This window comes from Streptomyces axinellae (genome assembly GCF_039532135.1).
GTDB lineage: Bacteria > Actinomycetota > Actinomycetes > Streptomycetales > Streptomycetaceae > Streptomyces > Streptomyces axinellae.
In genome coordinates, this window is the sequence record NZ_BAAARJ010000011.1 from 192,339 (window position 1) to 219,090 (window position 26,752).

Consider the following 26,752-nt stretch of genomic DNA (forward strand, 5'->3'; position numbering starts at 1 on the left):
GGGCGCTGTGCGCGGGAGCCTGGCCGCCGCTGCGAGGATGGGCGGGTGACTGGAACGCTCGTACTGGCCGGGACCCCCATCGGCGACCCCTCCGACGCCCCGCCCCGGCTCGCGGCCGAACTCGCGGCGGCCGACCTCGTGGCGGCCGAGGACACCCGGCGGCTGCGCCGGCTGACGCAGGCGCTGGGCGTCGAGCCGCCGGGCCGGATCGTCTCCTACTTCGAGGGCAACGAGTCGGCCCGCACCCCGGAGCTCGCCGACGCGCTGGCGGGCGGGGCGCGTGTGGTGCTGGTGACCGACGCGGGCATGCCGTCCGTCTCCGACCCCGGCTACCGGCTGGTGGCCGCCGCCGTGGAGCGCGGGGTACGGGTCACGGCGGTGCCGGGGCCCTCGGCGGTGCTCACGGCGCTCGCCGTCTCCGGGCTGCCGGTGGACCGCTTCTGCTTCGAGGGCTTCTTGCCGCGCAAGCAGGGCGAGCGCCTCGGCAGGCTGCGCGAGGCGGTCGGCGAGCGGCGCACGCTGGTCTACTTCGAGTCCCCGCACCGGGTGGAGGCCACGCTGCGCGCGATGGCCGAGGTCTTCGGCCCCGACCGGGAAGCGGCGGTGTGCCGCGAGCTGACCAAGACCTACGAACAGGTGCGGCGCGGCCCGCTCCAGGAGCTGGCCGAGTGGGCCGCCGAGGGGGTGCGCGGGGAGATCACGGTCGTGGTGCGGGGTGCCGGGGAGCCGGATCCGGGCGAGCTGGACGCGGCGGAGCTGGCGCGCCGGGTCGCGGTGCGCGAGGAGGCGGGCGAGCGGCGCAAGGAGGCCATCGCCCAGGTCGCGCGGGAGGCTTCGGTGCCCAAGCGGGAGGTCTTCGACGCCGTGGTGGCCCATAAGTCCGGGGCGGGCGGCAAGTCCGGCGCGACCCATGAGGCCGGCGACCGACAAGGCGGCCGCGCCCCCGGGAAAGCGAATTCTTAACGCATTCTTGATACTTGGCCTCCGGGCGCCGCGCGGCTATCGAGTCGGGCCCGGCTCATGTATCTCCCGGCACCCCTCCGGCTCGTATATTCCGGGTAAAGGAGTCACGCGAAAAGGCAAAGAGCATGCCTCGCCGATGGGTCGCACATTGACGCCTCAACAAAATCTCCCTCAATAGAAGGGCACGGCTGCTGCGCTTGCCTCCCTGGAGGAGTCCACTGGCAGTGGGCCTCCTGGCCCAGGGAAAGGAGCTGCGATGAAGCACGACAGCGGCATGGACACGAACGCCGGGACCACCGGGAACACGGTCCACGAGTCATATTCCTTCGCCTGCATGAAGTGCGGGCACGGGTGGGAGCAGGAATACGAGATAAAGCATCGCGAATATGCCGACGGCAGGCCGTTGGTCGTGTATTACGCGAACGGGGAACGCGTCCCTTCCCCTCTCACCAGGCCCACGTGCGACTACTGCGACGGGCACGCCGTGCGGATCATGCGCTCCGGCCGCGTCTCCACGGCGACGGCCGCCCTTCCGCACCACTGAGCGGCGGGCCGTCACGTACCGGCCCGGCAGGACCCGGTACGTGACGGCCCGGCTCGGGTCCTGACCACCGGCTCGGGCCCGCTCACCACCGGCTCGGACCCTGCGCACACCGGCACGCGTGCGGCGCCCGGCCGCGAATTATCATCGCGGGCATGCCGCACTCCGCCCCCCAAGGACCTTCCGAGCCCGAACGCCCTCACCGGCCGGAGCGGATCGAGCGGCGGGCCCGCGCCCAGGAGCCGCCCCCGCTGCCCGAGCCGCTCGCGGTGCCGGTCGCGGACTCGCACACCCATCTCGACATGCAGGAGCCCTCCGTCGCCGAAGCGCTGGCCGCGGCCTCCTCCGTGGGGGTGGAGACGCTTGTCCAGGTCGGCTGCGATCTGGAGCGCTCGCGCTGGGCCGCGCAGGTGGCCGCCGACCACGAGAGCGTGTGGGCCGCGGTGGCCCTGCACCCGAACGAGGCGCCCCGGCTGGCCGCCGAGGGCGGCGACGGCCTGCTGGACGAGGCGCTGGCCGGCATCGGGAAGCTCGCCGCGCTCCCCGAGGTACTGGCCGTCGGGGAGACCGGTCTGGACTACTTCCGCACCGGGCCCGAGGGCGTCGAGGCCCAGCAGCGTTCCTTCCGCGCTCACATCGAGTTGGCCAAGCGGCTGGACAAGGCGCTGGTCATTCACGACCGCGAGGCGCACCAGGACGTACTGCGGATCCTGGCGGAGGAAGGCGCACCCGAACGGACCGTCTTCCACTGCTATTCGGGCGACGCGGAGATGGCACAACTGTGCGCGGCGAAGGGCTGGTTCATGTCCTTCGCGGGGAACGTCACCTTCAAGAACGCCCGGCCGCTGCGCGAAGCGCTCGCCGTCGCACCCCCGGAGCTGGTGCTGGTGGAGACCGACGCCCCGTTCCTGACGCCCGCGCCCTACCGCGGTCGACCCAACGCGCCCTATCTGATTCCGGTCACGCTGCGCGCGATGGCCGAGACCCTGGGCATGCCGGAGACGTCGCTGGCCACGCACGTCGCCGCCAACACGGCGCGCGCGTTCGGCTACTGAGACTCCCTGCCCCCGCCGCCCACGGGACGGCCCATCCCGGCGACACAACGTATTCACGCGAATTGGGAGAGTGACGGAAGCTCGGCTACAGTCCCCGCCCGGCGGGCCTGTCCTACAGGCTCACTCAGGCCGGATCGCTGGGAGTACGTGTGAGCCAGTCGCCGACGGTGCAATTCGCTGCTCTTTCTTCGCCCCCTCCGCCCCACCCGCCTTCCCTTTCGCCGCCCCCGCCCCCGCCCCCGGCTCCGTATGAGCACGCGTCCTACGCGTACGAGCCGTACGCGTACGAGCCCCACGGGCACGAGCCGTACGGCCGCGAGTCCTTCGGGTACCAGCCGCACGGGTACGAGCCGCACGGGTACGAGCCGCACGGGTACCGGCCGGAGGTGTCCGGGCGTCCGGCGCGGGTGCCCGGTCAGCGCGGGGGGCGGGCGGAGCGGCGGCGGGCCGCGGCACGGCGGCGGCGCAGGCGGGGCGCCGGGCAGGGCGAGCTGCTGCGCAAACTGCTGCCCCAGGCACTGGTGGTGGCGTTCCTCGCGGGCGGCACCTCGGCTTTCGTCGCCTACGACAAGGCAGTTGAGCTGGAGGTGGACGGTCAGCGGCGCACCCTGCACACCTTCGCGGGCGATGTGACGCAGCTGCTGGAGGACGAGGGCGTGCGGCTGGGCGGCCACGACACGGTGCTGCCGGGCAGGGCCGCGCCGCTGGCGCACGGCGACGAGGTGGCCGTCCGCTACGGGCGTCCCCTCGCGCTCACGCTCGACGGGCACCGCCGCCAGGTGTGGGCGACGGCGGAGACGGTGGGCGGCGCGCTGCGCGAGCTGGGGGTGCGCGCCGCGGGCGCGCGGATCTCCGCCCCGCGCTCCGCGCCGATTCCCCGCAGCGGCAGAGAGCTGGAGGTGTGGACGGAGCGGACCCTCACGTTCCTGGTGGACAGCAGGGAACAGCAGGTGCGCACCAACGCGGCGAGCGTCGGGGAGGCACTCGACGACGCCGGGATCGCGCTGCGCGATCAGGACACCGCCTCCGTGCCGCTCACCAGCTTCCCGCGCGACGGGCAGACCATCACGGTCATGCGCATCAAGGGCAGCGAGCAGAGCCGCGAGGAGCGCATCCCCTTCCACACCGTGCGCCGCCCCGACCCGGATCTCCAGGAGGGCACGGAGGTCGTGGTGGCGCAGGGCATGACGGGCCTGCGGAAGGTCACCTTCGAGCTGCGCACCGTCAACGGCGTCCGGCAGCGCCCGCGCGAGACCGGCAGCGAGTTGATCCGCGCACCCCGGACGCAGGTCATCAAGGTCGGCACCAAGAAGCTGCCCGCAGCCGTGCGGGGCGCCGAGGGGCTCAACTGGCAGGGGCTGGCGCAGTGCGAGTCCGGCGGCCGGCCGCACGCGGTGGACTCGACGGGCACCTACGGGGGCCTCTACCAGTTCGACACCCACACCTGGCACAGCCTCGGCGGCAGCGGGCGCCCGCAGGACGCACCGGCCGGGGAACAGACGCTGCGCGCCAAGAAGCTCTATGTGAAACGGGGGGCGAGTCCCTGGCCGGTGTGCGGCCGTAAACTGTCGCAGTGAGCGCTGCCCCTGCCGATTCCCCTTCCGATCCCCCTGACGAGTCCTCCCACGACGCCCCCTCCGGGGCCGGTGCGGGCGCTACGGGCGGCGAGGCCCTGCTGGGGCCCGCCGACGTCCGTGAGCTGGCCGGGGCCCTGGGGGTGCGCCCCACCAAGCAGCGCGGCCAGAACTTCGTCATCGACCCCAACACGGTGCGCCGGATCGTGCGCACGGCCGGGGTCCGCCCGGACGACACCGTGCTGGAGATCGGCCCGGGTCTCGGCTCGCTCACGCTGGCGCTGCTGGAGACGGCGGAGCGGGTGACCGCCGTCGAGATCGACGACGTGCTCGCCGCCGCGCTGCCCGCGACCGTCCGGGCCCGGCTGCCCGAGCGTGCCGATCGCTTCTCGCTCGTCCACGAGGACGCGCTGCGGGTGACGCGGCTGCCGGGGCGGGCGCCGACCGCGCTGGTGGCCAACCTCCCCTACAACGTGGCCGTTCCGGTGCTGCTGCACATGCTGGCGACGTTCCCCGGCATCGAGCGCACGCTGGTGATGGTGCAGGCGGAGGTCGCCGACCGGCTGGCGGCGGCGCCCGGTTCGAAGGTGTACGGCGTGCCCTCGGTGAAGGCCGCCTGGTACTGCGAGGTCAAGCGGGCAGGCGCCATCGGGCGCAACGTGTTCTGGCCCGCGCCGAACGTCGATTCCGGGCTGGTCTCGCTGGTGCGCCGGCCGCGCCCGCCGCAGACGAGCGCGAGCCGCGAGGAGGTCTTCGCCGTCGTGGACGCGGCCTTCGCCCAGCGCCGCAAGACACTGCGCGCCGCACTCGCCGGGTGGGCGGGCTCGGGCGCGGCTGCCGAGGCGGCGCTGCGCGCCGCGGGCGTCTCGCCCCAGGCGCGCGGCGAGTCGCTGACGGTCGCCGAGTTCGCCGCCATCGCCGAGCGGGGCCCGCGCGGCGCGGGCACCCCGGACGTCCAGGACGCCGCGGACGCTCAGGAAGTCCAGGAAGCTTGGAAGAGGCGGTCCGCAGCCGCCGCACAGGAGGAGCACACCCCGTGACCCAGTCCGCCCAGTCCTCCCAGCCTCCCGGGTCCACCGCGACCAGCACCGTCACCGTCCGCGTACCGGCCAAGGTCAACGTCCAGCTCTCGGTGGGCGGTCTGCGTGCCGACGGCTTCCACGGCCTGGCCAATGTCTTCCTCGCCGTCGGCCTCTACGACTCGATCAGCGCCACCCGCGCCGAGGCGCCCCTGCTGACGGCCTCCGGGCCGGATGCCGCGCAGATCCCGCTGGACGACAGCAACCTCGCGGTGCGCGCGGCCCGGCTGCTGGCGCGGCGGCACGGCCTGGCGCCCGACGTACACCTGCACATCGCCAAGGACGTCCCCGTCGCGGGCGGCATGGCGGGCGGCAGCGCGGACGCGGCGGGCGCCCTGCTGGCGTGCGACACGCTGTGGGAGACGCGGACCCCGCGTGAGGAACTGCTGGAGCTGTGCGCCGAGTTGGGCTCCGATGTGCCCTTCAGCCTGCTGGGCGGCGCTGCGCTGGGCCGAGGCCGGGGGGAGATCCTGACGCCGCTGGAGGTGACCGGCACCTTCCACTGGGTCTTCGCCATCGCCGACGGCGGCCTGTCCACGCCCGAGGTCTACCGCGAGTGCGACCGGCTGCGGGAGGCGGCCGGGACGGGCTCGGGCGCCGCCAGTGTGCCCGACCCCGAGCCCGCGCCCGAACTGCTGGCGGCGCTGCGCGCCGGGGACGCGGACGCGCTGGCCGCCACGCTGCGCAACGACCTCCAGCCGGCGGCTGTCTCCCTGCGGCCCGCGCTGGCGGAGACCCTGGAGGCGGGAGTCGCGGCGGGCGCGCTGGCGGGGCTGGTGTCCGGATCCGGCCCGACCTGCGCGTTCTTGATGAACGACGCGGACTCGGCGGCCCGTACGGCCCAGGCGCTGCTGGCCTCCGGCACCTGCCGCGCCGCCCGCCCCACCACCGGCCCGGCCCCGGGCGCCACGCTCGTCCGCCCCCTGTAGCCGCGGCCGCCGCGACCCAGAAGGGCCCCGGCCCCGGTCTCCGCTCCGGTCTCAGCCCGTGGGGTCAGTTCACCAGGGTGCGCAGGGTGCGGACCAGGGCCTGAGTGCGGGGGTCGCTGGTGACGGAGCGGTGCAGGGTGTTGGTCACATAGCCGAACGAGGTGCCCGACTCCGGGTCGGCGAAGCCCAGCGAACCGCCCCGCCCGGGGTGGCCGAAGGAGCCGGGGCCGAGCAGGGGGCAGGCCGAGCCGTGCAGCATGTAGCCCAGTCCGAAACGGGTGTTGACGACCAGCACCCGGTCCGGCCCCCCGGACTCCTCCGAGCGGGCCTGGGCGAGTGTGGCGGCCGTGAACAGCCGCCGGGCGCGCGGGTGCCGGCCGGTACCGGCGGCCCCGCCCGCCCCCGGAGCCGTGCCGGGCGCCGCTGCGGGTGCGTCCCCGATGAGGGCCGCGTAGAAGGCGGAGAGCGAGCGGGCTGTGCCGATGCCGTTCGCGGCGGGCAGCTCGGCCGCCCGGTAGGCCGGATCGTTCTCGTCGGGGCGCGGTGTCAGCGCGTCGAAGGCGCGGCGGGTGAGGGAGCGCGGATCGGCGTACGCGTCGGTCACCGCGCGCTTGGGCCGCAGCCGCAGCGCGCCCGGCGCCGGTTCGGGGGCCGTCAGCTCCGCGACGCGCGCCACGCGCCGCGCGGCGCCGGACCCGTCGCCGCCGGATCCGTCCGCGCCCGTCCCGGCGAGGTGCGCGGGCAGGCCGATCCACAGGTCGAGCCCGAGGGGGCCGGCTATCTCCTCGGCGAACCAGCGCCCCAGGCTCCGCCCGCCGCTCGCCCGGCCCACCAGCTCCGACAGCAGCCAGCCGTAGGTGTGCGCGTGGTATCCGTGCGCGGTGCCCGGCTGCCAGGCGGGGGCCTGCGCGGCGAGCATGCGGGGCCCCGTCACCCCGTCGAGGGCCTGTTCGGGGGTCAGCGGCGTCTGCGGCGCGGGCAGCCCGGCGCGGTGCGCGAGCAGGTGCCGTACCAGGACGCGCTCCTTGCCCGCCGCCTTGAACTGCGGCCAGTAGGTGCCCACCGGGGCGTCGAGGTCGAGCTGGCCGCGCTGGTGCAGCAGATGCGGTACGGCCGCCGCCAGCCCTTTGGTGGCGGAGCGGATGATGACGGCCGTGTCCGCCGTCCAGCGTGTGGACCCGGGGTCGGCCGGGTCGGTGATGCCGCCCCACAGATCGACGACCGTGCGGCCGTGGCGGTGCACGGTGAGGGCCGCGCCGCGCTCGCCGCGCTCCTCGAAGTTCCTTGTGAAGGCGTCCCTGACGGCCTCGTACCCGTCCGCAACCGTCCCCTGAACGACCTCTGCCACGCTTGTTCCGCTCCTGTCGCCTTCATGGCGCTTTTGAGACGCCTTCAGAGGGCTTCGCCTCCGCCGCCCCTTCCATGGTGCTACGGGGCTCCGCCGCGCGGTGCACCGGGTTTCGGACCGACGAGAGGGCGGAGCCCGGCAATCTGGGCGAATCGGGAGCCCGGTCGGACGGACCGCGCTGCGGTGTCAGGCGATCCGCGGCGTCAGGCGATCCGCGCGGCGGCGTCAGGCGGCGGGGACGCTGACGGAGCGGGGATCGAAGCCGAAGGGGAGTTCGAGGCGGTGGGCGCGCATCAGCTCGGCGTCGGAGAGCAGGTCCTGGGTGGTGCCGTCGGCGACCAGCACCCCGTCGCTGAGCACGACCGAGCGCGGGCACAGCTCCAGCGCGTAGGGCAGGTCGTGGGTGACCATCAGCACGGTCAGGTCCAGGGAGCGGATGAGGTCGGCGAGTTCCCGGCGGGCCGCGGGGTCGAGGTTGGAGGAGGGCTCGTCCAGGACGAGGATCTCGGGGCGGCCCGCCAGCACCGTGGCCACCGCGACCCGGCGCCGCTGACCGAAGGAGAGGTGGTGCGGGGCCCGGTCGGCGTGCTCGGCCATGCCGACCCGCTCCAGCGCCTCCCGCACCCGCGCCGCCAGCTCGGCGCCGCGCAGTCCGGCGGCGGCCGGGCCGAAGGCGACGTCCTCGCGGACCGTCGGCATGAACAGCTGATCGTCGGGGTCCTGGAAGACGATCCCGACCCGGCGCCTGATCTCCGCCAGGTGCGCGCGCTCCACCGGCAGCCCCCCGACCGTCACACCGCCGGCCCCGGCCGTGAGGATGCCGTTGAGGTGCAGCACCAGCGTGGTCTTGCCCGCGCCGTTGGGGCCCAGCAGCGCGACGCGCTGGCCGCGCGGCACGGTCAGATCGACGCCGAACAGCGCCTGGTGGCCGTCCGGGTAGGCGTAGGCGAGGCCGCTCACCTGGAGCGAGGGGGTCTCGGCGGCGGGCCGGGGCGCGCCGGTGGCGCGGTCCTGGCCGGCGGCGGTGCGGGCGGCTTCGGCAGCGGTGCGGGGCAAAGGTTCCGTCCGGTTCACAGGGTCCATCCCAACAGGCAGATCGCGAGGGCGGTGAGCGGCAGCGCGGCCGAGCGCGTCCATGCGGCGCGGCTCGCGGGCCCGTCGGCGAGCGCGGGCGGCATGCTGCCCGTATAGCCCCGGCTGAGCATCGCGAGGTGGACGCGTTCGCCGCGCTCGTAGGAGCGGATGAACAGCGCCCCGGCCGACTTGGCCAGCACGCCCCAGTGGCGCGGGCCGCGGGCCTCGAAGCCGCGCGAGAGGCGGGCGGTGCGCATGCGGCGCAGCTCGCCGGAGATGACATCGCCGTAGCGGACCATGAACGTCGCGATCTGGCACAGCAGCGGCGGGAGCCGCAGCCGCGCCAGCCCCAGCAGGAGTTCATCCAGCCGGGTCGTGGTGGCCAGCAGCACGGAGGCGGCGACCCCGAGCGTCCCCTTGGCCAGCACGTTCCAGGCGCCCCACAGCCCGGACTCGGACAGGGACAGCCCCCACACCGTGACCCGCTGCCCCTCGGCCACGAACGGCAGCAGCACGGCGAAGGCCACGAACGGCACCTCGATCAGCATCCGCGTCAGCACATGCCGCGCGGGCACCCGCGCGGCCACGGCCACCCCGGCCAGCAGCAGCGCGTACGCGCCGAAGGCCCACACCGCCGCGCGCGGGGTGGCGACGACCAGCACGACGAAACAGAAGACCGCCGCCAGCTTGCAGTGCGCGGGCAGCGCGTGCACGGGTGAGTGCCCGTGCCGGTACAGCGTGTGCGAGTGCCCCGCTCCCATCGTGCGCCGCCTCGCCTATCGCTCGGAGGTGGAGGAACGGGGCAGGCCCTGGCCCGCCGCGCCGGATGACGGCTCCGTGCGGGTGCGGCGGCGCAGGACGAGGAAGACGCCCGAGCCGAGCGCCAGGGTGGCCCCCGCGCCGATGACCCCCGCCAGCCCCCCGGACAGGCGGGGGCTGGAGATGTCCTTGACCCCGTAATCGGCGAGTGGGGAGTCCTTGGCGGAGTGGTCCTGGGCCTTCTCGTCGATGCCGTTGTCGGCGGCGACCTTCTCCAGGCCGTCGGGGCTGGCCGAGGCGTAGAAGCTGAGCCCGCCCGCGCACAGCACGGTCACGATGATCCCGGTGATCCACAGCGGCCGGACCGACCGGCGGCGCGGGGAGGCGGCGCCGGAAGCCGCGACCGGCGCGGGGGCGGTCTCCGGGGCGGAATCGGGAGCGGGTCCGGGCTCGGAAGCGGAAGCGGGGGACGGCCCGGGGGCGGGGCGGGGAGAGGCGCCGCCGGGGGCCGCGAGCGGGGAGGTGCGCAGTTCGAGGCGTACGGCGAGGCGGTCGCGTGCCGCGTACACCAGGTCGGGGCGTACGGCCACCACCGCGCCCACCGTCAGCGCGGTGATCACGGCCTCGCCGATGCCGATCAGCACGTGCACGCCGACCATCGCGGCGAACACCTTGCCGAGCGAGACATCGGTCGTGCCGCCGAGCGCGTAGATGCCGGTGAAGGCCGTGGCCGCCGCGGGCACGGAGACCAGCGCTGCCACGAAGGAGGCGATGGTCACGGCGCTGCGCGCGCGGGGAAGCAGCCGCAGCAGCCCCCGGAAGAGGCCGTAGGCGACCAGGACGGTGACCACGCCCATGTCGGTGATGTTGGTGCCCAGCGCGGTCAGCCCGCCGTCGGCGAACAGCACGCCCTGGAGGAGCAGGACGACGGATACGCACAGCACACCCGTATACGGGCCGACGAGGATGGCGGCGAGCGCGCCGCCGAGCAGATGGCCGCTGGTGCCGGCGGCCACGGGGAAGTTGAGCATCTGGACGGCGAAGATGAAGGCGGCGACCAGTCCGGCCAGGGGTGCCGTCCGCTCGCCCGCCTCGCCGGGGCCGCCGCTCAGCTCACGCCGCGCCCCGCGCAGCGAGACCGCGACGGCGACGGCCGCCACGGCGCCCGTCCCCGCTGAGACGGGTGCGTTGATGAATCCGTCGGGCACATGCATGACGCGCTCCGCTTCTCGCGGCTGCTCTCGCGGCCCCGTTGGGCCATGGCTGGTTCGGTCGGGTCGTGGCCGGTTCGAGGCGACCGGTCTTTTGAGACTATCGGCCAACTGCAAAGGCGTCGCAAGAGGGCCTCCGTGAGCACCGCGCGCCCCCTCCGCGCCCGCCCGGCGCCGCCGGGCAGCCACCCGGCCGTCCCTCCGCCGTCCGTCCGGTCGACCCTCCGGCGCTCACCCGTCACCCGTTGTCACCGGGGCGGACGGGACAGATGATCCCGCCGCGATCCCCGTGAACGGCCGTGACCCTCGTGGCGTATGTGTCGCGTCAAGGGCGGCTCGATGTGTACGGAACGCCCGAGAATAGGAGTGACCTGAGTCACATTTTCACCATCTGTGGTACAGCTCACCTGGCCCCCTGGGTGACTGTCCCGGCGCGCTACGCGTCTGACAGGACGAAGGGGCAACCCGTCCCGAGCTGTGAGCGGAACAGGTGTCCCCGACCCAGAGGAGCAGATGTGTCCAAGGTCATCCACCACACCGTGCAGGCCCAACTGATCACCCGGCCCCCAGCGACCCGGCCGCTCTCCCCTGCGCTCCGCTATGACCAGGACGATCCGCTCGCCGTGCACATCGTCTTCCCCTCCGACATCTCCCTCGACGGGGGCGAGGTCGTCTGGGCCTTCTCCCGGGACCTGCTCGACGCCGGCTTGCGGGGACCGGCCGGTGAGGGCGATGTCCACGTATGGCCCTGCGGGGTGGAGTCCACGGTGATCGAGCTGCACGCCGGGGAGGGGGTCGCCGTGCTCGAATTCCGGAGCGCGGATCTGTGGAGCTTCCTGCGCTGCACCTATGACCTGGTCGGCGCGGGCAGCGAAGGCTCACGCCTCGACTTGGAGGAAGGGCTCACCGCCCTTCTCCGCGGCGTGTGAGACCGACCCGGCCCGCCCCGCGGCTCCGCGGCGACCGGCTCCCCTGGCGGGAGACCCCGGCACCCGGCCCTCCGGCACCCCGGCCCCCGGCCCTCCGGCCGGGAGGCGGTCGCCCCGCAGCAGCGGAAAGTGCCCCCGGCGGACGGATTCCCGTCCCGCGCGGGGGCACCTGTGTGTGGCGGCGCTGTGTGACGGCGTCCACCGCGGCGAGCGCAGTGGACGCCGCGAACGCAGCGAACGCAAGGAACGCACCTACACCCCCGTACGCTCCGGTTCGCGCTGGTGCGGCACGGTGGGCGCGGACCCGGCCGGCTGAAGGGCCTTGCGGAGACCTTCGCCCTCGACATCGACGTTCGGCAGCAGCCGGTCCAGCCAGCGCGGCAGCCACCAGGCGCGTCGGCCCAGCAGGGCGAGGGCTGCGGGGACGATCGCCATCCGGACGACGAACGCGTCGAAGAGGATGGCGATGGCCATCCCGAAGCCCATCATCTTGATCATCGCTTCGGAGGTCCCGATGAACCCGGCGAAGACGCTGATCATGATGATCGCCGCAGCCGTCACCACCCGCGCCCCGAGCCGGAAGCCGGTGACGATGGCCTGCCCCGGGCGCTCCCCGTGGACGTACGCCTCGCGCACGCGCGTAACCAGGAAGACCTCGTAGTCCATGGCGAGGCCGAAGATCACACCGATCATGAAGATCGGCATCATGCTCATGATCGGACCGGTCTGCTCCACGCCCAGCAGGCCCGCCAGCCAGCCCCACTGGAAGACGGCCACCACGGAGCCCAGCGCGGCGAGCACCGACAGCAGGAAGCCGAGCGCGGCCTTCAGCGGCACCAGCACCGAGCGGAAGACGAGCATCAGCAAGACGAAGGCCAGACCGACGACCAGCGCCAGGTAGGGCACCAGTGCGTCATTCATGACCTGCGAGAAGTCGATGGCCACCGCCGTCGAGCCGGTGACGAGCATCGTGGCGCCGGTCGCCCGTTCGATGTCGCCGGCCTGGTCGCGGAGGGCGTGGACGACGTCCTCGGTGCGCGCGTCGCTGGGCCCGGAGTCGGGCACGACGGTCAACGTGGCGGTGTCGCCGCCCTTGTTGAACTGCGGAGGCGTCACCGCGACCACCCCGTCCACCTTCTTCAGCCGCTTCTCGACCTCGGCCGCCGCGGCCTTGGGATCGTCGGCGCCCCGGGTGTCGGTCACGGTCATCAGCGGCCCGTTGAACCCGGCGCCGAAGCCGTCCGAGAGCAGGTCGTACGCCTTGCGCTGGGTGGTGTCGGCCGGCTGGTTGCCCTCATCGGGCAGGCCGAGCTTCATCGCACTGACCGGCAGCGCCAGGACGCCCAGCGCCAGCACCGCGGTGACCAGGACGATCACCGGACGGCGCAGCACGAACGACGCCCAGCGCACGCCCATCTTCGGCCGCTGGCCCGCGGCGTCGGCGGCCGGGGGCACGCCCGTCGCCGGGTTGGCCTTGCGCACCCGGCGGCCGAAGATCCGCTTGCCGGCCATGCCGAGCGCCGCCGGGACGAGCGTGAGTGCGACCAGTACGGCGATCACGACGGTGCCGGCCGCCGCCATGCCCATCTTGGTGAGCACCGGGATATTGACGACCGACAGCCCGACCAGCGCGATCACCACCGTCAGGCCCGCGAAGACCACGGCGGAACCGGCCGTTCCCACGGCGCGGCCCACCGCCTCCTCGCGGTCTCTGCCCTCGGTCAGCTCGGCGCGGTAGCGGGAGGCGATGAACAGCGCGTAGTCGATGCCGACCGCGAGGCCGATCATCATCGCGAGGGTGGTGGTGTTGGCGGACAGGCCGAGGGTGGCGCCGAGCGCGGTGATCGACGAGATGCCGATCATCACGCCGATCAGCGCGGTGATCAGCGGAAGTCCGGCCGCCAGCAGCGAGCCGAAGGTCAGCAGGAGCACGACGGCCGCGATGGCGATGCCGATGATCTCCGCGTTGCCCATCTCGGGCTCGACGAGGATCGCGTCGCCGCCGGTCTCCACCGTCAGGCCCGCGCTACGGGCCTCCTTGGCGGCGTCCTCGATGCCGGCGCGGGTCTTGTCGGTGATGTCCTGCGCGGGGACCTTGTAGGTGGCGGAGGTGTAGGCGATGCTGCCGTCCTTGCTGATCGCCCCGCTCCCCTTGGCGAAGGGGTCGGAGACGGCGGCGGCCTGGCCGCCGCTCAGCTCGGCGATGGTCTTCTTGACGGCGGCCTTGTTGTCCGTCGCCGTGATCTTCTCCCCGGTCGGGGCGCGGAAGACCATCCGGGCGGTGGCCCCCTCGGCGTTGGCGTCGGGGAAGCGCTCCTCCAGCAGGTCGAAGGCTTTCTGGGACTGCGTGCCGGGCAGTGCGAATTCGTCGTCGGGCGGGCTCGATGCGGTGGAGGCGCCCACCCCGGCCGCGACCAGCAGCGCCACCCATATGAGGGCGACGATGCGGCGGCGCCGGAAGGCGAGCCTGCCGAGCTTGTACAAGAAGGTGGCCACGGGTGCGGTCTCCGGTCGGGAAGTGACGGAACGGACGAAAGAAAGGGGATGAGCGTTATGAACGGGGCAGGCGGGATCTACAGGACGTAAGCGGAATAGGCGGGACCGGGCAGGATGGGCGGGAGCGGGCAGAATAGGCGGGACCGGGCGGGAGCGGGCGGGATGGGCCGGAGCGGGCGGAATTAATGACAGCTCATGTCAATCGACGCTTCCTCGCACACATACGGGTGACTCCCGATGAGGATTGAGGGGTATGTCACAACTTGCCGGGGCGCGAAACCCCCCGAACCATGGGACAGGTGACCGACGACGGCGCCTACCTCCGCTTTCCGCATCTGCACGGCGGCCTCCTCTCCTTCGTCACCGAGGACGACCTGTGGGTCGCCCCGCTGCCCGAGGACTCCGGGCCGGGCCGGGCCCGGCGGCTGACCGTGGACCGCACCCGCCTCGGCCACCCCCGCTTCTCCCCCGACGGACAGCTGATCGCCTACACCAACTGGCGCTCCCTGGACCCGGAGATCTACCTCGTCCCCGTCGAGGGCGGACCGGCCCGGCGGCTGACGTACTGGGGCGCGACCGACACCCGCGTCTGCGGCTGGACCCCCGAGGGCGACGTGCTGGCCGTGGCCTCGCACGGGCAGCCGTTCGCGCACTACTCGTGGTCCTACCGGGTCCCGGTCGCCGGACCCGACGGCCCGCGCGGGGAGCGGCACGGGGAAGCGCCCGGGGAGCGGCACGGGGAAGCGCCCGGGGAGCGGCACGGGGAAGCGCCCGGGACGCCCTGCCCCGGCAGCAGGCTGCCCTGGGGGCCCGTCACCGACATCGCCGTCGCCGAGCAGGACGGCGAGCGGCGCACGCTGCTGCTGACCGGCACTCCCCCGCACGAGCCCGCCTCCTGGAAGCGCTACCGGGGCGGTGCCACCGGCCGGTTGTGGCTGCACGGCGAGCGGCTGCTGCCGGACCTGGCCGGACACCTGGACTCGGTGATGTTCGTCGGCGGGCGGGTGGCCTTCCTCTCCGACCACGAGGGCACCGGCAACCTCTACTCCTGCCGCCCCGACGGCTCCGACCTGCGGCGGCACACCGACCACGACGCCTTCTACGCCCGGCAAGCGGCCACCGACGGGCGGCGCGTGGTCTACCAGTGCGCGGGCGAGCTGTGGCTCGTGGACGACTTCGCCCGGCAGGCGGGGCCCCGGCGGCTGACCGTCCGGCTGGGCGGCCCGCGCACCGGGCGGCGTACGTACCAGGTGCCGGCGGCGGCACACCTGGACGCGCTGGCCGTCGATCCGACCGGCCGGGCCAGCGCGGTGGGCGTACGCGGCAGCCTGTACTGGCTCACCCACCGGGACGGGCCCGCGCGGGCGCTGGCCGACCGGCCGGGTGTGCGGGTGCGGCTGCCGGAGATGCTCGGCGACACCGGACGCGTCGCCTGCGTCACCGACGCGGAGGGCGAGGACGCCATCGAGATCGCGGACCTGCCCCGCGCCAGCGGCCCCCGCCCCGCGCGCCGGGTGGCCGCCGGTCGCCTGGGGCGAGCACTGGAACTGGTGTCCTCGCCGGACGGTCAGCGGCTGGCCGTCGCCGCGCACGACGGCCGGCTGCTGCTCGTCGATGTCCCTGACACCCCCGGAATCCCTGATGGCCCCGGCACGGCAGCGGCGGGCCCGCCCGGTCGGCCGGACGAGGGCGCGGACCCGGCGGACGGGCCGGCCGTGGAGATCACCGAACTGATCCGCTCCGCGAACGGGCCCGTGCACGATCTGGCGTTCTCGCCGGACTCACGGTGGCTCGCCTGGGCCCACCCCGGCATCGGACGCTCGCTCTCCCAGATCAAGATCGCGAAGGTCGGCGGCCCGGAGCCGACGGCGGGGGCGGGGACGGCGGCCGGGGCGGGAACGACGGCGGACACGGCTGCGGACACGGCGGCGGAGTGCTCGGCGCTGGTGCTGGATGTGACGGACGGGCGGTTCGAGGACGAGCAGCCGGTCTTCACCCGCGACGGGCGCTACCTCGCCTTCCTCTCCTGGCGCGGCTTCGACCCCGTGTACGACGTGCACACCGGCGACCTCTCCTTCCCGCTGGGCTGCCGCCCGTACCTGGTGCCGCTCTCCTCGGCGACGCTCTCGCCGTTCGCGCTGACCCCGGAGGGACGTCCGGCCGCCGGCGGGCTCGACCCGCAGGACCGGCCCGAGGAGGGCGAGGAGGGCCCCGAGGTCACGGTGCTGGTGGAGGCGGAGGGGTTGGCGAGCCGGGTGACGCCGTTCCCGGTCACCGCCTCGAAGTACGCGGCGCTGTGCCCGGTCGCGGGCGGCGGCCTCATCTGGCTGCGGTATCCGATCTCCGGCGCACTGGGCGAGACGTTCGTGAACCCGGCGGACACCACCGGCCGCCCCACCCTCGAACACTTCGACCTCACCACCGCCAAGCGCACCGAACTGACCAGCGACATCGACGCGTTCGCGGTCAGCGGCGACGGCTCCCGGCTGGTCGTCAACGACGAGGGCGAGCTGCGGGTCGTCCCCGCCGACCAGGAGGCGGACGCCGACTCGACCACCTACATCGACCTGCGCCGCATCCTCCACGAGGTCGATCCGGCCGCCGAGTGGCGGCAGTCGTTCGAGGAGGCGGGGCGGCTGATCCGCGCGTACTTCTGGGACCCGGGAATGAGCGGGATCGACTGGGACGCGGTGCTCGCGCAATACCGGCCGCTGGTCGAACGGGTCGCCTCGCCCGACGAGTTCGCCGACCTGATCCGCGAGGTCCTCGGCGAACTGGGCACCTCGCACGCCTATGTGACCCCGGCCCGGCGCGACGAGGGCCCGCCCCACTACCAGCGGCCCCTCGGCCTCCTGGGCGCCGACCTGATCCGCACACCGCACGGCGCGTGGCAGCTCGCGCGCATCCTGCCGGGCAACTCCTCCGACTCGCGGGCGCGTTCACCCCTGGCGGGCGCCCCCGTACGCGAGGACGCGCTGCTCACGCACATCGACGCGCGGCCAGTCGATCCCGTCGCCGGGCCCGGTCCGCTGCTGGCCGCCGCCGGGGGGACGACCGTCGAACTCTCCCTCGACCAGGCGGGACCGCGCCGGGTGGCCGTCGTACCGCTGATCGACGAGCGCCCGCTGCGCTACCAGGACTGGGTCACCCGGCGCCGCGACGTCGTCCGCGAACTGAGCGGCGGCCGGTGCGGCTACCTGCACATCCCGGACATGGGCGGCTCCGGCTGGGCACAGTTCAACCGCGACCTGCGCATGGAAGTCTCGCGCCCCGCGCTGATCGTGGACGTACGGGGCAACGCGGGCGGCCACATCAGCGAACTCGTCCTGGAAAAACTGACCCGCACGATCCTCGGCTGGGACCTGACGCGCGACGCGCAGCCGGTCAGCTACGCGAGCAACGCGCCACGCGGCCCCGTCGTCGCGGTCGCCGACGAGGCCACGGCCTCCGACGGCGACATGATCATCGCCGCGTTCCGGCTGCTCGGCCTCGGCCCCGTGATCGGCACCCGCACCTGGGGCGGGGTCGTCGGCATGACCGGCCGCCACCGGCTCGGGGACGGCACGGTGATCACCGTGCCGATGAACGCGGCATGGTTCGACGGCTACGGATGGTCGGTCGAGAACCGCGGCGTGGCTCCGGACATCGAGGCCCTGCGCACCCCGCTGGACTGGGCCGAGGGCCGCCACTCCGTCCTGGAGACGGCCGTCCGCACCGCGCTCGGCCTCCTGGAGCGGCACCCCGCACGGGTCCCGCCCGACTACAGCGAAGCCCCGGACCGCTCCCGCCCGCCGCTGCCGCCCCGCCGTGGAGGGCGCCCGGGACGGGGCTGATCCCGACGCCGCACCTTTTACTACGGAATGCGAGTTACGCCCCGGCGTGCCAGGCTGGAAAAGCCCCTGAGTACCCGCACCCCAGAGGAGAGACCATGGGCCTCGCAGACCAGTTCAAGGAGAAGGCCGAGCAGCTTCAGCACAAGGCCAAGGGGAAGAAGGACGACAGCTCCAAGGGCTCCGCCCAACAGGGCGACCGGACCCAGGAGATGAAGGACAAGGCCCAGGGCAAGGCCAAGGAAAAAGCCAAGGACTGGACCGATGAAAACCACTGACCGCTGAAGGGGAGCCCCTTTTCCCCCGCCGCGACGGGCACAAGAGAGGGACGGGCCCCACCCGCGGCGGGGCCGAAATCCGGCTGAATCGGGCGAACTCCGGAAAGGTGGCGGCTAGCGCGAAGCGCGCGCCTTCTCGTCGGCTTCGCCGCCCGCGCCCATGAGCCCCGTGGGCAGCCCCGGGGCCTGCAGCCTCGGCACGACCGCTTCGACCTTGCGCCGGCCGAGGGGCCCGCCGATGGCGGACGGGAGGCAGCCGCGTACGCCCTGCATGCCGCGCAGCCACCACTGGCCGTACGTGTGCGCCGAGCGGCGTTCGATACCGGCCACCAGGCGATCGACGGCGGGGCCCAGCGGATAGGTCTTGTTGGTGGGCCACGGCAGCCGCTGCCGTATGTCGCGCAGGACCTCGTTCTCGTCCGCGCCGCGCACCATGTCCGTGTCGGTCCAGCTCAGATAGCCGACGCCGACCCGCACTCCCTTGTGGGCGACTTCCGCGCGCAGGCTGTGCGCGAACGCTTCGACGCCGGACTTGGAGGCGCAGTACGCGGTCATCATCGGCGCCGGGGTGATGGCGGCCAGGGAGGCGATCTGGAGGAAGTAGCCGCGTGACGCGCACAGGAGGGGCAGGAAGGCCCGCCCGGTGACGGCGCCGCCGATGAGGTTGACCTCGATCACGCGCCGCCAGGCGACGGGGTCGGAGTCCATGAACGGGCCCCCGGCCGCCACCCCGGCGTTGGCGACGGCGATGTCCACCTTGCCGAAATGGTCCTTGACTTCGCGGGCGACCCGCGCCATGGCCTCGTGGTCGGTGACGTCCGCGTGCCAGTACGCGGAGTCCGTGTACAGCGAGTCGCGGACGGTCCGCAGTGCGTCGGGCTCCAGGCCGACGAGGGCGATCCGCGCGCCGCGCGCCGCCATCTTGCGGGCGAGCAGCGCGCCCACGCCCCGGGCAGCGCCGGTGATGACGGCGACCTGTCCCTCCAGACCGACGCGGCTCATGCGCTCTCCTCACTGACGGGTGCGGCGGTGGCGGTGAGGTGGTTCGCGGCGAGGGCGGCGAGCACCTCGGCGAGGGTTTCCGGCTCCTCCAGCGGCGTCATGTGGCCGCGCCCGGCCAGCTCGTGGAGGCCGGTGCAGTGGGGCAGCAGTGCGGCCAGGCGGCGCGCCTGCGGGAGGGGGGTGAGGCGGTCGTGGGTGCCGCTGACGACGGCGGTCGGCGCGTCCAGGCGCGGCACTTTCGCCGAGAGGTCGAGCCCGGCCAGCACCCCGCCCCACGCGGCGCGCACCCCGGCGGGGCAGGCGTGCACGATGCGCGCCGTCGCCTCGACAGCCCCCGGTGGCGGGGCCGATCCCAGCGTCCCGTAGGCGAGCGCGCGACGGGTCAGGGGGGTGACGGGCCCCAGGGGCGCGCGGGAGCCCAGCAGCAGCCGGTGCGCGGTGGCGCGTACGCGCTCGGAGCGGAAGGGCAGCACGCGCGCCTCCCCCGTGAGGTGTCGCGCACCCGTACTGCACAGCAGCAACGCGGCTCCGTGCTCCCGCAGTTCGGGGCGTCCCGCTGCCGCCATGAGCGTCATGCCGCCCATGGAGTGCCCGCCGATGACAGCCCGTTCGCCCGGCTCCAGCGCTGCGTCGAGGACGGCGCACAGGTCGTCGGCGAGCATGGCCGTGCTGTACGCCTGGGGCAGGGCCGCCGCGGGGCTGCGGCCGTGGCCGCGCTGGTCGTAGACGATCACCCGGTGGCCACCGGCGGTCAGTTCGCGGATCACGGGCGCCCAGAACAGGGTGCTGCACGTCCAGCCGTGGGCGAGGACGACGGCGGGGTCGCCGTCGCGGCCGTGCACTTCGACGGGCAGGCGCACCCCGTCCCCCGCACGCGCGCTCAGCTCGCGCGCGGGCTCGGGCGGCGCGTACCGGCCGGTCAGTCCGGTCGGTCCGGTCGGCCGCACCGGTCCCCCAGGCCGCCCCGAGGGCCCCGCCGGCCGTCCTGGCCGTCCCGCCGGCCCGTTCATGCGGGACTCGGCTCCCCTTCGGGTGAACGCGCTCATCGCCTGCCCTCCGCCGGGCGGCCGGTGCCGGTGGCCGCGCTCTCCTTGATGCTGCCCGCCAGCAGCGGGGCTTTGCGCCGGGCGCCCTGGCCGCCGGTACGCGGTGCGCGCAGCACCTCGTACTCCTCCAGCCACACCTCGCGGGTGATCCTGCGGAATTCCGCGGTCGTCCCCGGCCACACGGCGACGGGCCGCCCGCGCGCGTCCAGATACCAACTGGTGCAACCGGATGCCCACACGCTGGATTTGATGCGCTCGCGCAACTTCGCGTTGTAGGCGTGCTGGGCGATGGGCCGTACATCCAGCGCGGCTTTGTCCCCGCCGCCGAGGGTGTCGAGTTTGCGCAGGTAGTCGGCCAGGTAATTCAGCTGGGCCTCGATGATCAGGATCATCGAGCTGGTGCCCAGGCCGGTGTTGGGGCCGATGACGAACAGGAAGTTGGGGAAGCCGGTGCTGGTCGTCCCGCGCAGCGCGTTCATGCCGTCCTCGGCCCAGGACTCGGCCAGCGTCTCGCCGTTGACTCCCTTGACCAGGCGGGCGACGGGCATGTCGGAGACGTGGAAGCCGCTGCAGAAGACGATGGCGTCGGCCTCCGCCTCCCGGCCGTCGGCGGAGACGAGCGTGTTCCCGCGGATCTCCTTCAGGCCCGAGTCGATGACGTGCGCGTTGGGCTGCGCGAGCGCCGGATAGTAGTCGTTGGACAGCAGGGCGCGCTTGCAGCCGACGCGGTAGTCGGGGGACAGCTTGCGGCGCAGCGCCGGGTCCTTGACGGCGCGCCGCATGTGCGCGGCGGAGACCTTCTCCACGGCGGGCAGCAGCCCCGGATGGTCGGCGAAGACCCGCGTCTCCAGCTCCCGTACCCCCCACAGCGCGAAGCGCCGCAGCTTCTGGGTGACGGGCAGCCTGGCGTGCAGCTTCTGCTCGAAGCGGGTGATGCGGCGGTCGTTGCGCGGGAGCACCCAGGCGGGGGTGCGCTGGAAGACGGTCAGCTCGCCGACGACGGGCTGGAGGGCCGGGATGATCTGGATGGCCGAGGCGCCGGTGCCGATGACGGCGACGCGTTTGCCGCGCAGGTCGTAGGAGTGGTCCCAGTCGGCCGAGTGGAAGACCTTGCCCTGGAAGCCGTCCAGCCCGGGGATGTCCGGCAGCTTCGGCTCGGAGAGCGGCCCGGCGGCGGAGACGACCACGTCCGCGGTCAGGGTTCCGGCCGAGGTCTCCACCCGCCAGTGCAGTTCCTCGGAGTCCCAGCTCATCCGCTGCGCTTCGGTACCGAAGCGGATGTGCCGGCGCAGGCCGAAGGTGTCGGCGACCCGGTCGAGGTAGGCGTGGATGTCCGGCTGGGAGGAAAAGGCGCGCGGCCACTCGGCGTTGGGCGCGAACGAGAACGAGTACAGGTGCGAGGGGATGTCGCACGCGCACCCCGGATAGGTGTTGTCGTACCAGGTGCCGCCGACGGACTCCCGGCGTTCCAGGACGACGAAATCGGTCACTCCCTCGCGGCGCAGCCGGACGGCGGCCCCCAGGCCGCCGAATCCGGATCCGATCACCGCCACCCGTACGTGCTCCTGCTCCTGCTCGGCCGCCATGCCGCCGCCTCCCGGAGATCCGCAGTGGACTCAGATTCAGGCTCAGATTCAGACTCAGCCGTACTCGGCCAGACCGCGCCAGTAATCACTGGCACTTTTCGAGAGTAGGACAGCCCGGATACTCGTGGGTAGCCCTCTGCGCGGAGAAATCGCGGGAAAGTCACCGGCTGTCGCACCCCCGTCCCCACCGGACCCCGGCGCATAGGCTGACTCCGTGGCGAGCGCGAACGAGCAACACCGGGCGGACGGCGGCAGAACGGCCCACGAGGCCCACGAGGCGGCGGGCCCGCCGCCGTCACCGGAAGAGACCGGCCCCACACCCCCCGGGCCTCCGGGGCCTCACCCCGGGCCCGCCGCCCAGCGGCGGGAGTACCGCGCGGCCGAGCTGGCCGAGGCGGCCGGCATCACCCCCCGCACCCTGCGCTTCTACCGCGAACGCAAACTGCTGCCACCGCCCCGCCGCGAGGGCCGTATCGCCTGGTACGACGAGCACCACCTCGCCCGGCTGCGCAGCATCACCGCGCTCCTGGCGCGCGGCCACACCCTCGGGGGCATCGCCGACTTGATGGCCGCCTTCGAAAAGGGCCGCGACGCCCGCACGGCCGCCGAGGTGATGGGCCTGGACAGCGCGCCGGCCACCCCGTTCTCCGAGGAGACCCCCGTACGGCTGACCCCGGAGGAGCTGGCCGACTATTTCCAGGGCGAGGTGACCGTGGACAACCTCGCCGCCTCGCTGGACATCGGCTATGTGGCCATCGACGGCGACGAGTTCGTCCACACCAGCCGCCGCCTGCTGGAGGGTTCGGCGGAACTGGTCGCCAAGGGGATCCCGTTGGCCGCCGTCCTCGAAGCGGGCCGCGAACTGCGCTCCAGGACCGACGAGATCGCCGCCCTGTTCGCCCGCCTCTTCCGCACCCACCTCCTCCCCCTCCAGAACACCACCGACCCCGCCGAACTCTCCGGCCTGCTCACCCGCGTGGCACCGCTGGCCAGACAGGTCGTGGAAGCGGAACTGGGCCTCGCCCTGGACCGCCGCGTGCGGACAGAGCTGGAGGCGTGGCTGAGCGGGGGCGCGGCGGAGGACGACGAGAAGGACGGGGGGCCCAGGGAGGACGGGGCGGACGAGGAGCCCAGAGCGGACGGGGCGGACGGGGCGGACGGGGCGGACGGAGGCAGCACGGCGTCACCCTCCGCGTGATCGTTGATGGTTGCCTCTGGTTCTTTACTCAAATGGTTGAACGCTTTCGACCAATAATCGGACATGGGCGCCGCATTGGGTCATGTGTGCGTACAAGTAGCGGTACGATCATGGTCTGTTGCCAATGACGCCGACTGGAACCCCGGGAGAACCATGCGCCGCACGCTCGGAATCGCCGCCCTCACACTGCTCGCACTGGCCATCGGCGGCCTCGGTGCCCAGGAGGCGTCCGAGACAGCCCCTCTCTCTTCGACCACCTCCCAGTCCTCGAAGTCCCGGACAGAACCCGCGACTTCGACGACGAGCCCGACCGTTGCGCACCAGGCCGCCGTCACCACCGAGGCCCGTATGAAGTGGTTCGCGCCCAGGGTCGCCACCATCTGACCCCAGGGCGGGGCGCACCGGGCCGACCATCCCTACGGCCCGGTGGCCCCGGCTTCGCCGAGGAGGTCGCGCAGGGAGGCGGCCTCCGCCGTGGCTTCAAGCCTTGCATAAAGGGCGATGGCCTCCCTCCCGTAGCGCGCCGCCTGCCCGGCCTCCCGGAGCGCGAGCGCGGTGCGTGCCATCCCGTCGAGCGCCTGGGCGATCCCCCGCGTGAAGTCGATCTCTCTGGCCATGCCGAGGGACTCCTCGTACGACTCCTGGGCCGCCTCGAAGTGGCCCGACTGCCGCTGCACATCCGCCAGACCGCATACCGCGCGCTGGCATTCATAGACGTTGCCCACACCGCGCGCCACCTCCTCGGCCATCCGCAGGTGCTCCGCCGCCTCGCCGAAGCGGCGGGCCTCGGCGCACGCGGAGCCAAGGAGGATGAGCGTGTCCGCCTCGCCGGAGGCGTCCCCGCTGCGGCGGTAACTGGTGAGGGCCCGCAGGTAGCAGGCGCGGGCCGGCCCCGTGGCGCCCGTGGCCTGGTGGACGGCGCCGAGGTTGCCGTCCACCAGGGCGACATCGAGGTGCCCGCCGACCCGTCGGACTCGCGTCAGCGCCTCTTCGAAATAGCGGCGGGCCGCCTCGTATCTGCCCTCAAGACAGTAGATCTCGCCAATATTGTTGAGCGCTGTGGCCTCTCCGAACGGGTCCTGGGCACGCTCATGAATGGCGAAGACCTGGCGGAACCTCTCCAGCGCCTGTTCGTAGTCGCCCGCGTAGTGCAGGGCCACGCCCTCCACGTTGAGCGCCTCGGCCTCCCCGTACTCGTCGCCGACCGCCCGGTAGAGGCGCAGGGACATCTCGAGCGCGCCGAGGGTCTCGCGCTGGCGTCCCGCGGCGAGATGGGCGCGGCCCGCCTGGAAGAGGGCCGCGGCGCGACCGTGGTCGTCACCGCAGCGCGCGAACAAGGAGGCCGCCTCCACGGCATGGCCCAGCGCCTTCTCGTGGCTCTGCTGCGCCGCCACATCGGCCATCTCCACCAGCGCCTGCGCCAGCTCCCGCGCCATCGCGTCCGCCCCGCTCCGCGCCCCCGCCCCGTACACCGTCCGCAGCGCGCACACGGCCGCGCCGTGCAGTTCGGCCGCGATGTCCCAGACGGCCCACAGCTTCAGCGCCTGGGCGAGTACGTGGGGGAAGAGTCTCGCGTGCCGGGGCGAGCGGCGTGCGGCCGAGCGCGCCACGGCCAGGAGGTTGGAGCGCTCGGCCCACAGCCACGCCGAAGCCTCTTCCGCGCTGCCGAAGTCCGGCGCGCCCGCGTCCGGCCGGGCGTGCGACGGCCCGAGGGGCAGGCGGCGACGGCGCGGATGGGCCGCTCTGTCCGCGCGGTCGGCGGCCGACAGATAGTGGTCGAGCAGCCGCTCGAAGGCGTCCCGGCGCACCGGAACCGGATCCTCCTCCTCGCACAGCCGGCGGCCGAAGGCGCGGGCGAGGTCGTGCAGCGCGTACCGCTCCGGAAGGGGCTCGTCCACCAGGTGGTGATCCAGCAGCGTCGCCAGCGCGCGCCGGACGGAACCGGCGTCCAGCTCCGCGAGGGCAGCCGCGGCGGAGACCGTCAGGTCGGGCCCGGGGTGGAGCGCGAGCCGCCGGAAGAGGCGCTGGGCGCTCTCGCCGAGCGCGGTGTAGCTGAGCCGGAAAGCCGAGCCCACCACGTCGTGTTCCAGCTCGCTGAGCGGGTCGGCGGCCTGCCCCACCCGGTCCGCGAGAAAACCCAGGTCCCACGACTCACGGTGCCGGAAACCGCTGGCGAGCAGCTGGATGGAGAGCGGGTGACCGCCGAAGACCCCCACCGCGCGGCGCAGCGCGCCGCTCTCCGGTACGCGGGCATCGCCCACGATCCGCGTGAAGAGGGTGGTGGCGTCGCTCTCGGTGAGCACATCGAGCGGAAGGCAGTTCACCCCCTCCAGCGCACGCAGCCGGTTGCGGCTGGTGATGATGGCCCGGCAGCCGGGGCCGACGGGCAGCAGCGGGCCCACCTGCCGCTCGTCGCGGGCGTCGTCGAGGATCAGCAGCGCCCGGTGCCTGGCCGTCCATTCGCGCCAGCGGCGGGTCCACTCATCCAGCGAGGCGGACTCCCGGTCGTGCGGCGCCTCGGCGTCCCCCAGCAGCAGCCCGAGCGCCTCGGCGGGCTCGCACCGGGGCTGGTCGTCGTATCCGCGCAGCTCGACGTAGAAGACCCCGTCCGGATACCGGGAGGCCAGCTGGTGCGCCGCGCGGAGGGCCAGCGCCGTCTTGCCCACCCCCGGCATGCCGTGGATCACGGTGATCCCGGACGTCCTGCCGTCCCGCTCCGCCGTCCCGGCCAGCAGCGACAGTTCGCGCGCGCGTCCGGTGAAGTCACGGATGTCGCGCGGCAGGTTGTTGCGCGGCCCTGCCGCCGGACGGGCCGCGCGGGGGACGGCCGCTGCTGCCTGAACGCCCTCGGGACGCAGCAGCGACTGGTCCTGTTCCAGGATGCGGCCGTGCAGCTTGCTCAGTTCCGCGCCCGGCTCGATGCCCAGGCCGTCGCGGAGCTGACGGCGGCACGCCAGATAGTGACCCAGCGCCTCCTCGGTGCGCCCGCACCGGTAGAGAGCCGTCATGAGCAGCCCGATGAGGCCCTGCGCCGTCGGATACTCGGCGGCGAGCTGGAGCAGCTCGCCCACCAGTTCGGCATGCTGCCCCATGTCGAGCGCCAGCCGGATGCGCTCCTCCCGCACACCTCGCAGATCCTCGTGCAGCCGGGACCGTACGGAATAGCCCCAGTCGCTGCTGAACTCGGCGAAGGGCTCCCCGTGCCACATCGACTCCGCGGTGTTCAGCAGCCCGATGGCCATCCGGCGCTCCCCCCGCCCCGCCGCGGCCCTCGCGTCGGCACGCAGCCGCTGGAAGCGGTGCAGATCGACGTCCTCGTCGTCCACGAGCAACTGGTAGAGCCCCGGCGACCGGTGGGCGATACGCGCCCGGTCGCCCACGGCCGACGCCAGGACCCCCCGCGACCGCGACACATAGGCACGCAGCGATTCGGTGGCCTTCTCCGGCGCCTCGTCCCCCCACACCCGGTCGATCACCGTACCGGCGGCAACGGGCTCCCCCCGGGCATGCAGCAGCACGGCGAGCACGCAGCGCTGCTTGACGGACCCGAGCGGGAACTGCTCGCCGCGGTCCCACAGTTCGAGAGGGCTGCCCAGCGCAACGAAGATCACCATCGCCCCCCTGCCGTTGTCACGGCTTTCTCTGCCGCGCGGAAGCCCGCGCGATAAGTGCGAGGTACTTCAACTTTTGCGCCGCGCGGAGGGGGAGCGGGCAGGGGCGCACGGGTGCGCGGGGCGGCGCATGCCCCCTTTACCGCATGCACCGCGCACGAGGGGTCCAGATGAGGCGATCAGGGAAATGCGAGGCGAAGCCCCCAGAAGACGAAGCCCCAGAAGAAAGCGCGCCACCGGCCC

General features: G+C 73.5%; 20 protein-coding genes. 11 read left to right on the top strand and 9 right to left on the bottom strand.

The genetic code is table 11. The features are described 5' to 3' along the window. The first annotated feature begins 45 nt into the window (after positions 1–45). The 6 genes from rsmI to ABD339_RS18295 all read left to right on the top strand — a co-directional run bounded on the left by rsmI (position 46) and on the right by ABD339_RS18295 (position 6,141). Positions 46–963 carry a 16S rRNA (cytidine(1402)-2'-O)-methyltransferase gene (rsmI, locus tag ABD339_RS18270; RefSeq protein WP_344567332.1) on the top strand — a complete coding sequence of 306 codons (918 nt, stop codon included), beginning with the start codon at positions 46–48 and terminating at the stop codon, positions 961–963. A gap of 256 nt (positions 964–1,219) precedes the next feature. Beyond that, positions 1,220–1,507, top strand: coding sequence for a hypothetical protein (locus tag ABD339_RS18275; protein WP_344567334.1), 288 nt, complete (start codon positions 1,220–1,222; stop codon positions 1,505–1,507). 152 nt (positions 1,508–1,659) lie between these two features. Then, positions 1,660–2,559 carry a TatD family hydrolase gene (locus ABD339_RS18280; RefSeq protein WP_344567336.1) on the top strand — a complete coding sequence of 300 codons (900 nt, stop codon included), beginning with the start codon at positions 1,660–1,662 and terminating at the stop codon, positions 2,557–2,559. 149 nt (positions 2,560–2,708) lie between these two features. Then, on the top strand, positions 2,709–4,136 hold the full coding sequence (locus ABD339_RS18285) for a resuscitation-promoting factor (RefSeq protein WP_344567338.1): 1,428 nt from the start codon (positions 2,709–2,711) through the stop codon (positions 4,134–4,136). A gap of 95 nt (positions 4,137–4,231) precedes the next feature. Further along, positions 4,232–5,173: a 16S rRNA (adenine(1518)-N(6)/adenine(1519)-N(6))-dimethyltransferase RsmA gene (rsmA, locus tag ABD339_RS18290; RefSeq protein ID WP_344567486.1), complete on the top strand. Its 942-nt coding sequence runs from the start codon at positions 4,232–4,234 to the stop codon at positions 5,171–5,173. Further along, positions 5,170–6,141, top strand: coding sequence for a 4-(cytidine 5'-diphospho)-2-C-methyl-D-erythritol kinase (locus tag ABD339_RS18295; protein ID WP_344567339.1), 972 nt, complete (start codon positions 5,170–5,172; stop codon positions 6,139–6,141). The genes rsmA and ABD339_RS18295 overlap by 4 nt, the downstream gene beginning before the upstream one ends. A gap of 64 nt (positions 6,142–6,205) precedes the next feature. Here the strand turns inward: ABD339_RS18295 and ABD339_RS18300 are convergent, their stop codons facing one another. From ABD339_RS18300 to ABD339_RS18315, 4 genes are all read right to left on the bottom strand, one after another. Beyond that, positions 6,206–7,489: a serine hydrolase domain-containing protein gene (locus ABD339_RS18300; RefSeq protein WP_344567341.1), complete on the bottom strand. Its 1,284-nt coding sequence runs from the start codon at positions 7,487–7,489 to the stop codon at positions 6,206–6,208. A gap of 225 nt (positions 7,490–7,714) precedes the next feature. Further along, positions 7,715–8,545, bottom strand: coding sequence for an energy-coupling factor ABC transporter ATP-binding protein (locus ABD339_RS18305; RefSeq protein WP_344567343.1), 831 nt, complete (start codon positions 8,543–8,545; stop codon positions 7,715–7,717). A gap of 14 nt (positions 8,546–8,559) precedes the next feature. Continuing rightward, positions 8,560–9,324: a cobalt ECF transporter T component CbiQ gene (gene cbiQ / locus ABD339_RS18310; RefSeq protein ID WP_344567345.1), complete on the bottom strand. Its 765-nt coding sequence runs from the start codon at positions 9,322–9,324 to the stop codon at positions 8,560–8,562. Positions 9,325–9,339: 15 nt separating this feature from the next. Beyond that, entirely contained in the window at positions 9,340–10,536 is a 1,197-nt protein-coding gene (locus ABD339_RS18315; protein ID WP_344567347.1) for an energy-coupling factor ABC transporter permease, read from the bottom strand. Positions 10,537–11,048: 512 nt separating this feature from the next. Here ABD339_RS18315 and ABD339_RS18320 point away from each other — a divergent pair. Next, entirely contained in the window at positions 11,049–11,462 is a 414-nt protein-coding gene (locus tag ABD339_RS18320) for an SsgA family sporulation/cell division regulator (RefSeq protein ID WP_344567349.1), read from the top strand. A 252-nt stretch (positions 11,463–11,714) separates the two neighbouring features. Here ABD339_RS18320 and ABD339_RS18325 read toward each other — a convergent pair whose 3' ends face one another. Next, positions 11,715–13,958, bottom strand: coding sequence for an MMPL family transporter (locus ABD339_RS18325; protein WP_344567351.1), 2,244 nt, complete (start codon positions 13,956–13,958; stop codon positions 11,715–11,717). A 290-nt stretch (positions 13,959–14,248) separates the two neighbouring features. Here ABD339_RS18325 and ABD339_RS18330 point away from each other — a divergent pair, with 290 nt between their 5' ends. Both ABD339_RS18330 and ABD339_RS18335 read left to right on the top strand, forming a co-directional pair. Continuing rightward, positions 14,249–17,791, top strand: coding sequence for a S41 family peptidase (locus tag ABD339_RS18330; protein ID WP_344567353.1), 3,543 nt, complete (start codon positions 14,249–14,251; stop codon positions 17,789–17,791). Positions 17,792–17,886: 95 nt separating this feature from the next. After that, positions 17,887–18,066: a hypothetical protein gene (locus ABD339_RS18335; protein WP_344567355.1), complete on the top strand. Its 180-nt coding sequence runs from the start codon at positions 17,887–17,889 to the stop codon at positions 18,064–18,066. A 114-nt stretch (positions 18,067–18,180) separates the two neighbouring features. On the opposite strand, the gene ABD339_RS18340 is transcribed toward ABD339_RS18335, so the two are convergent. The 3 genes from ABD339_RS18340 to ABD339_RS18350 form a co-directional block, all read right to left on the bottom strand. Beyond that, positions 18,181–19,068: an SDR family oxidoreductase gene (locus ABD339_RS18340; RefSeq protein ID WP_344567356.1), complete on the bottom strand. Its 888-nt coding sequence runs from the start codon at positions 19,066–19,068 to the stop codon at positions 18,181–18,183. After that, positions 19,065–20,015: an alpha/beta fold hydrolase gene (locus ABD339_RS18345; RefSeq protein ID WP_344567357.1), complete on the bottom strand. Its 951-nt coding sequence runs from the start codon at positions 20,013–20,015 to the stop codon at positions 19,065–19,067. Before ABD339_RS18345 ends, ABD339_RS18340 begins: the two co-directional genes overlap by 4 nt. 95 nt (positions 20,016–20,110) lie before the next feature. Next, a complete protein-coding gene (locus ABD339_RS18350; RefSeq protein WP_344567358.1) occupies positions 20,111–21,700 on the bottom strand; it encodes a flavin-containing monooxygenase in 1,590 nt (529 codons plus the stop codon). A 214-nt stretch (positions 21,701–21,914) separates the two neighbouring features. Between ABD339_RS18350 and ABD339_RS18355 the strand changes: the two genes are divergently transcribed. Beyond that, a complete protein-coding gene (locus ABD339_RS18355; protein ID WP_344567359.1) occupies positions 21,915–22,898 on the top strand; it encodes a MerR family transcriptional regulator in 984 nt (327 codons plus the stop codon). A 153-nt stretch (positions 22,899–23,051) separates the two neighbouring features. Continuing rightward, positions 23,052–23,282, top strand: coding sequence for a hypothetical protein (locus ABD339_RS18360; RefSeq protein ID WP_344567360.1), 231 nt, complete (start codon positions 23,052–23,054; stop codon positions 23,280–23,282). A gap of 32 nt (positions 23,283–23,314) precedes the next feature. Here the strand turns inward: ABD339_RS18360 and ABD339_RS18365 are convergent, their stop codons facing one another. Continuing rightward, positions 23,315–26,512, bottom strand: a complete 3,198-nt coding sequence (locus tag ABD339_RS18365; protein WP_344567361.1) for an AfsR/SARP family transcriptional regulator — start codon at positions 26,510–26,512, stop codon at positions 23,315–23,317. Positions 26,513–26,752 lie beyond the last annotated feature (240 nt).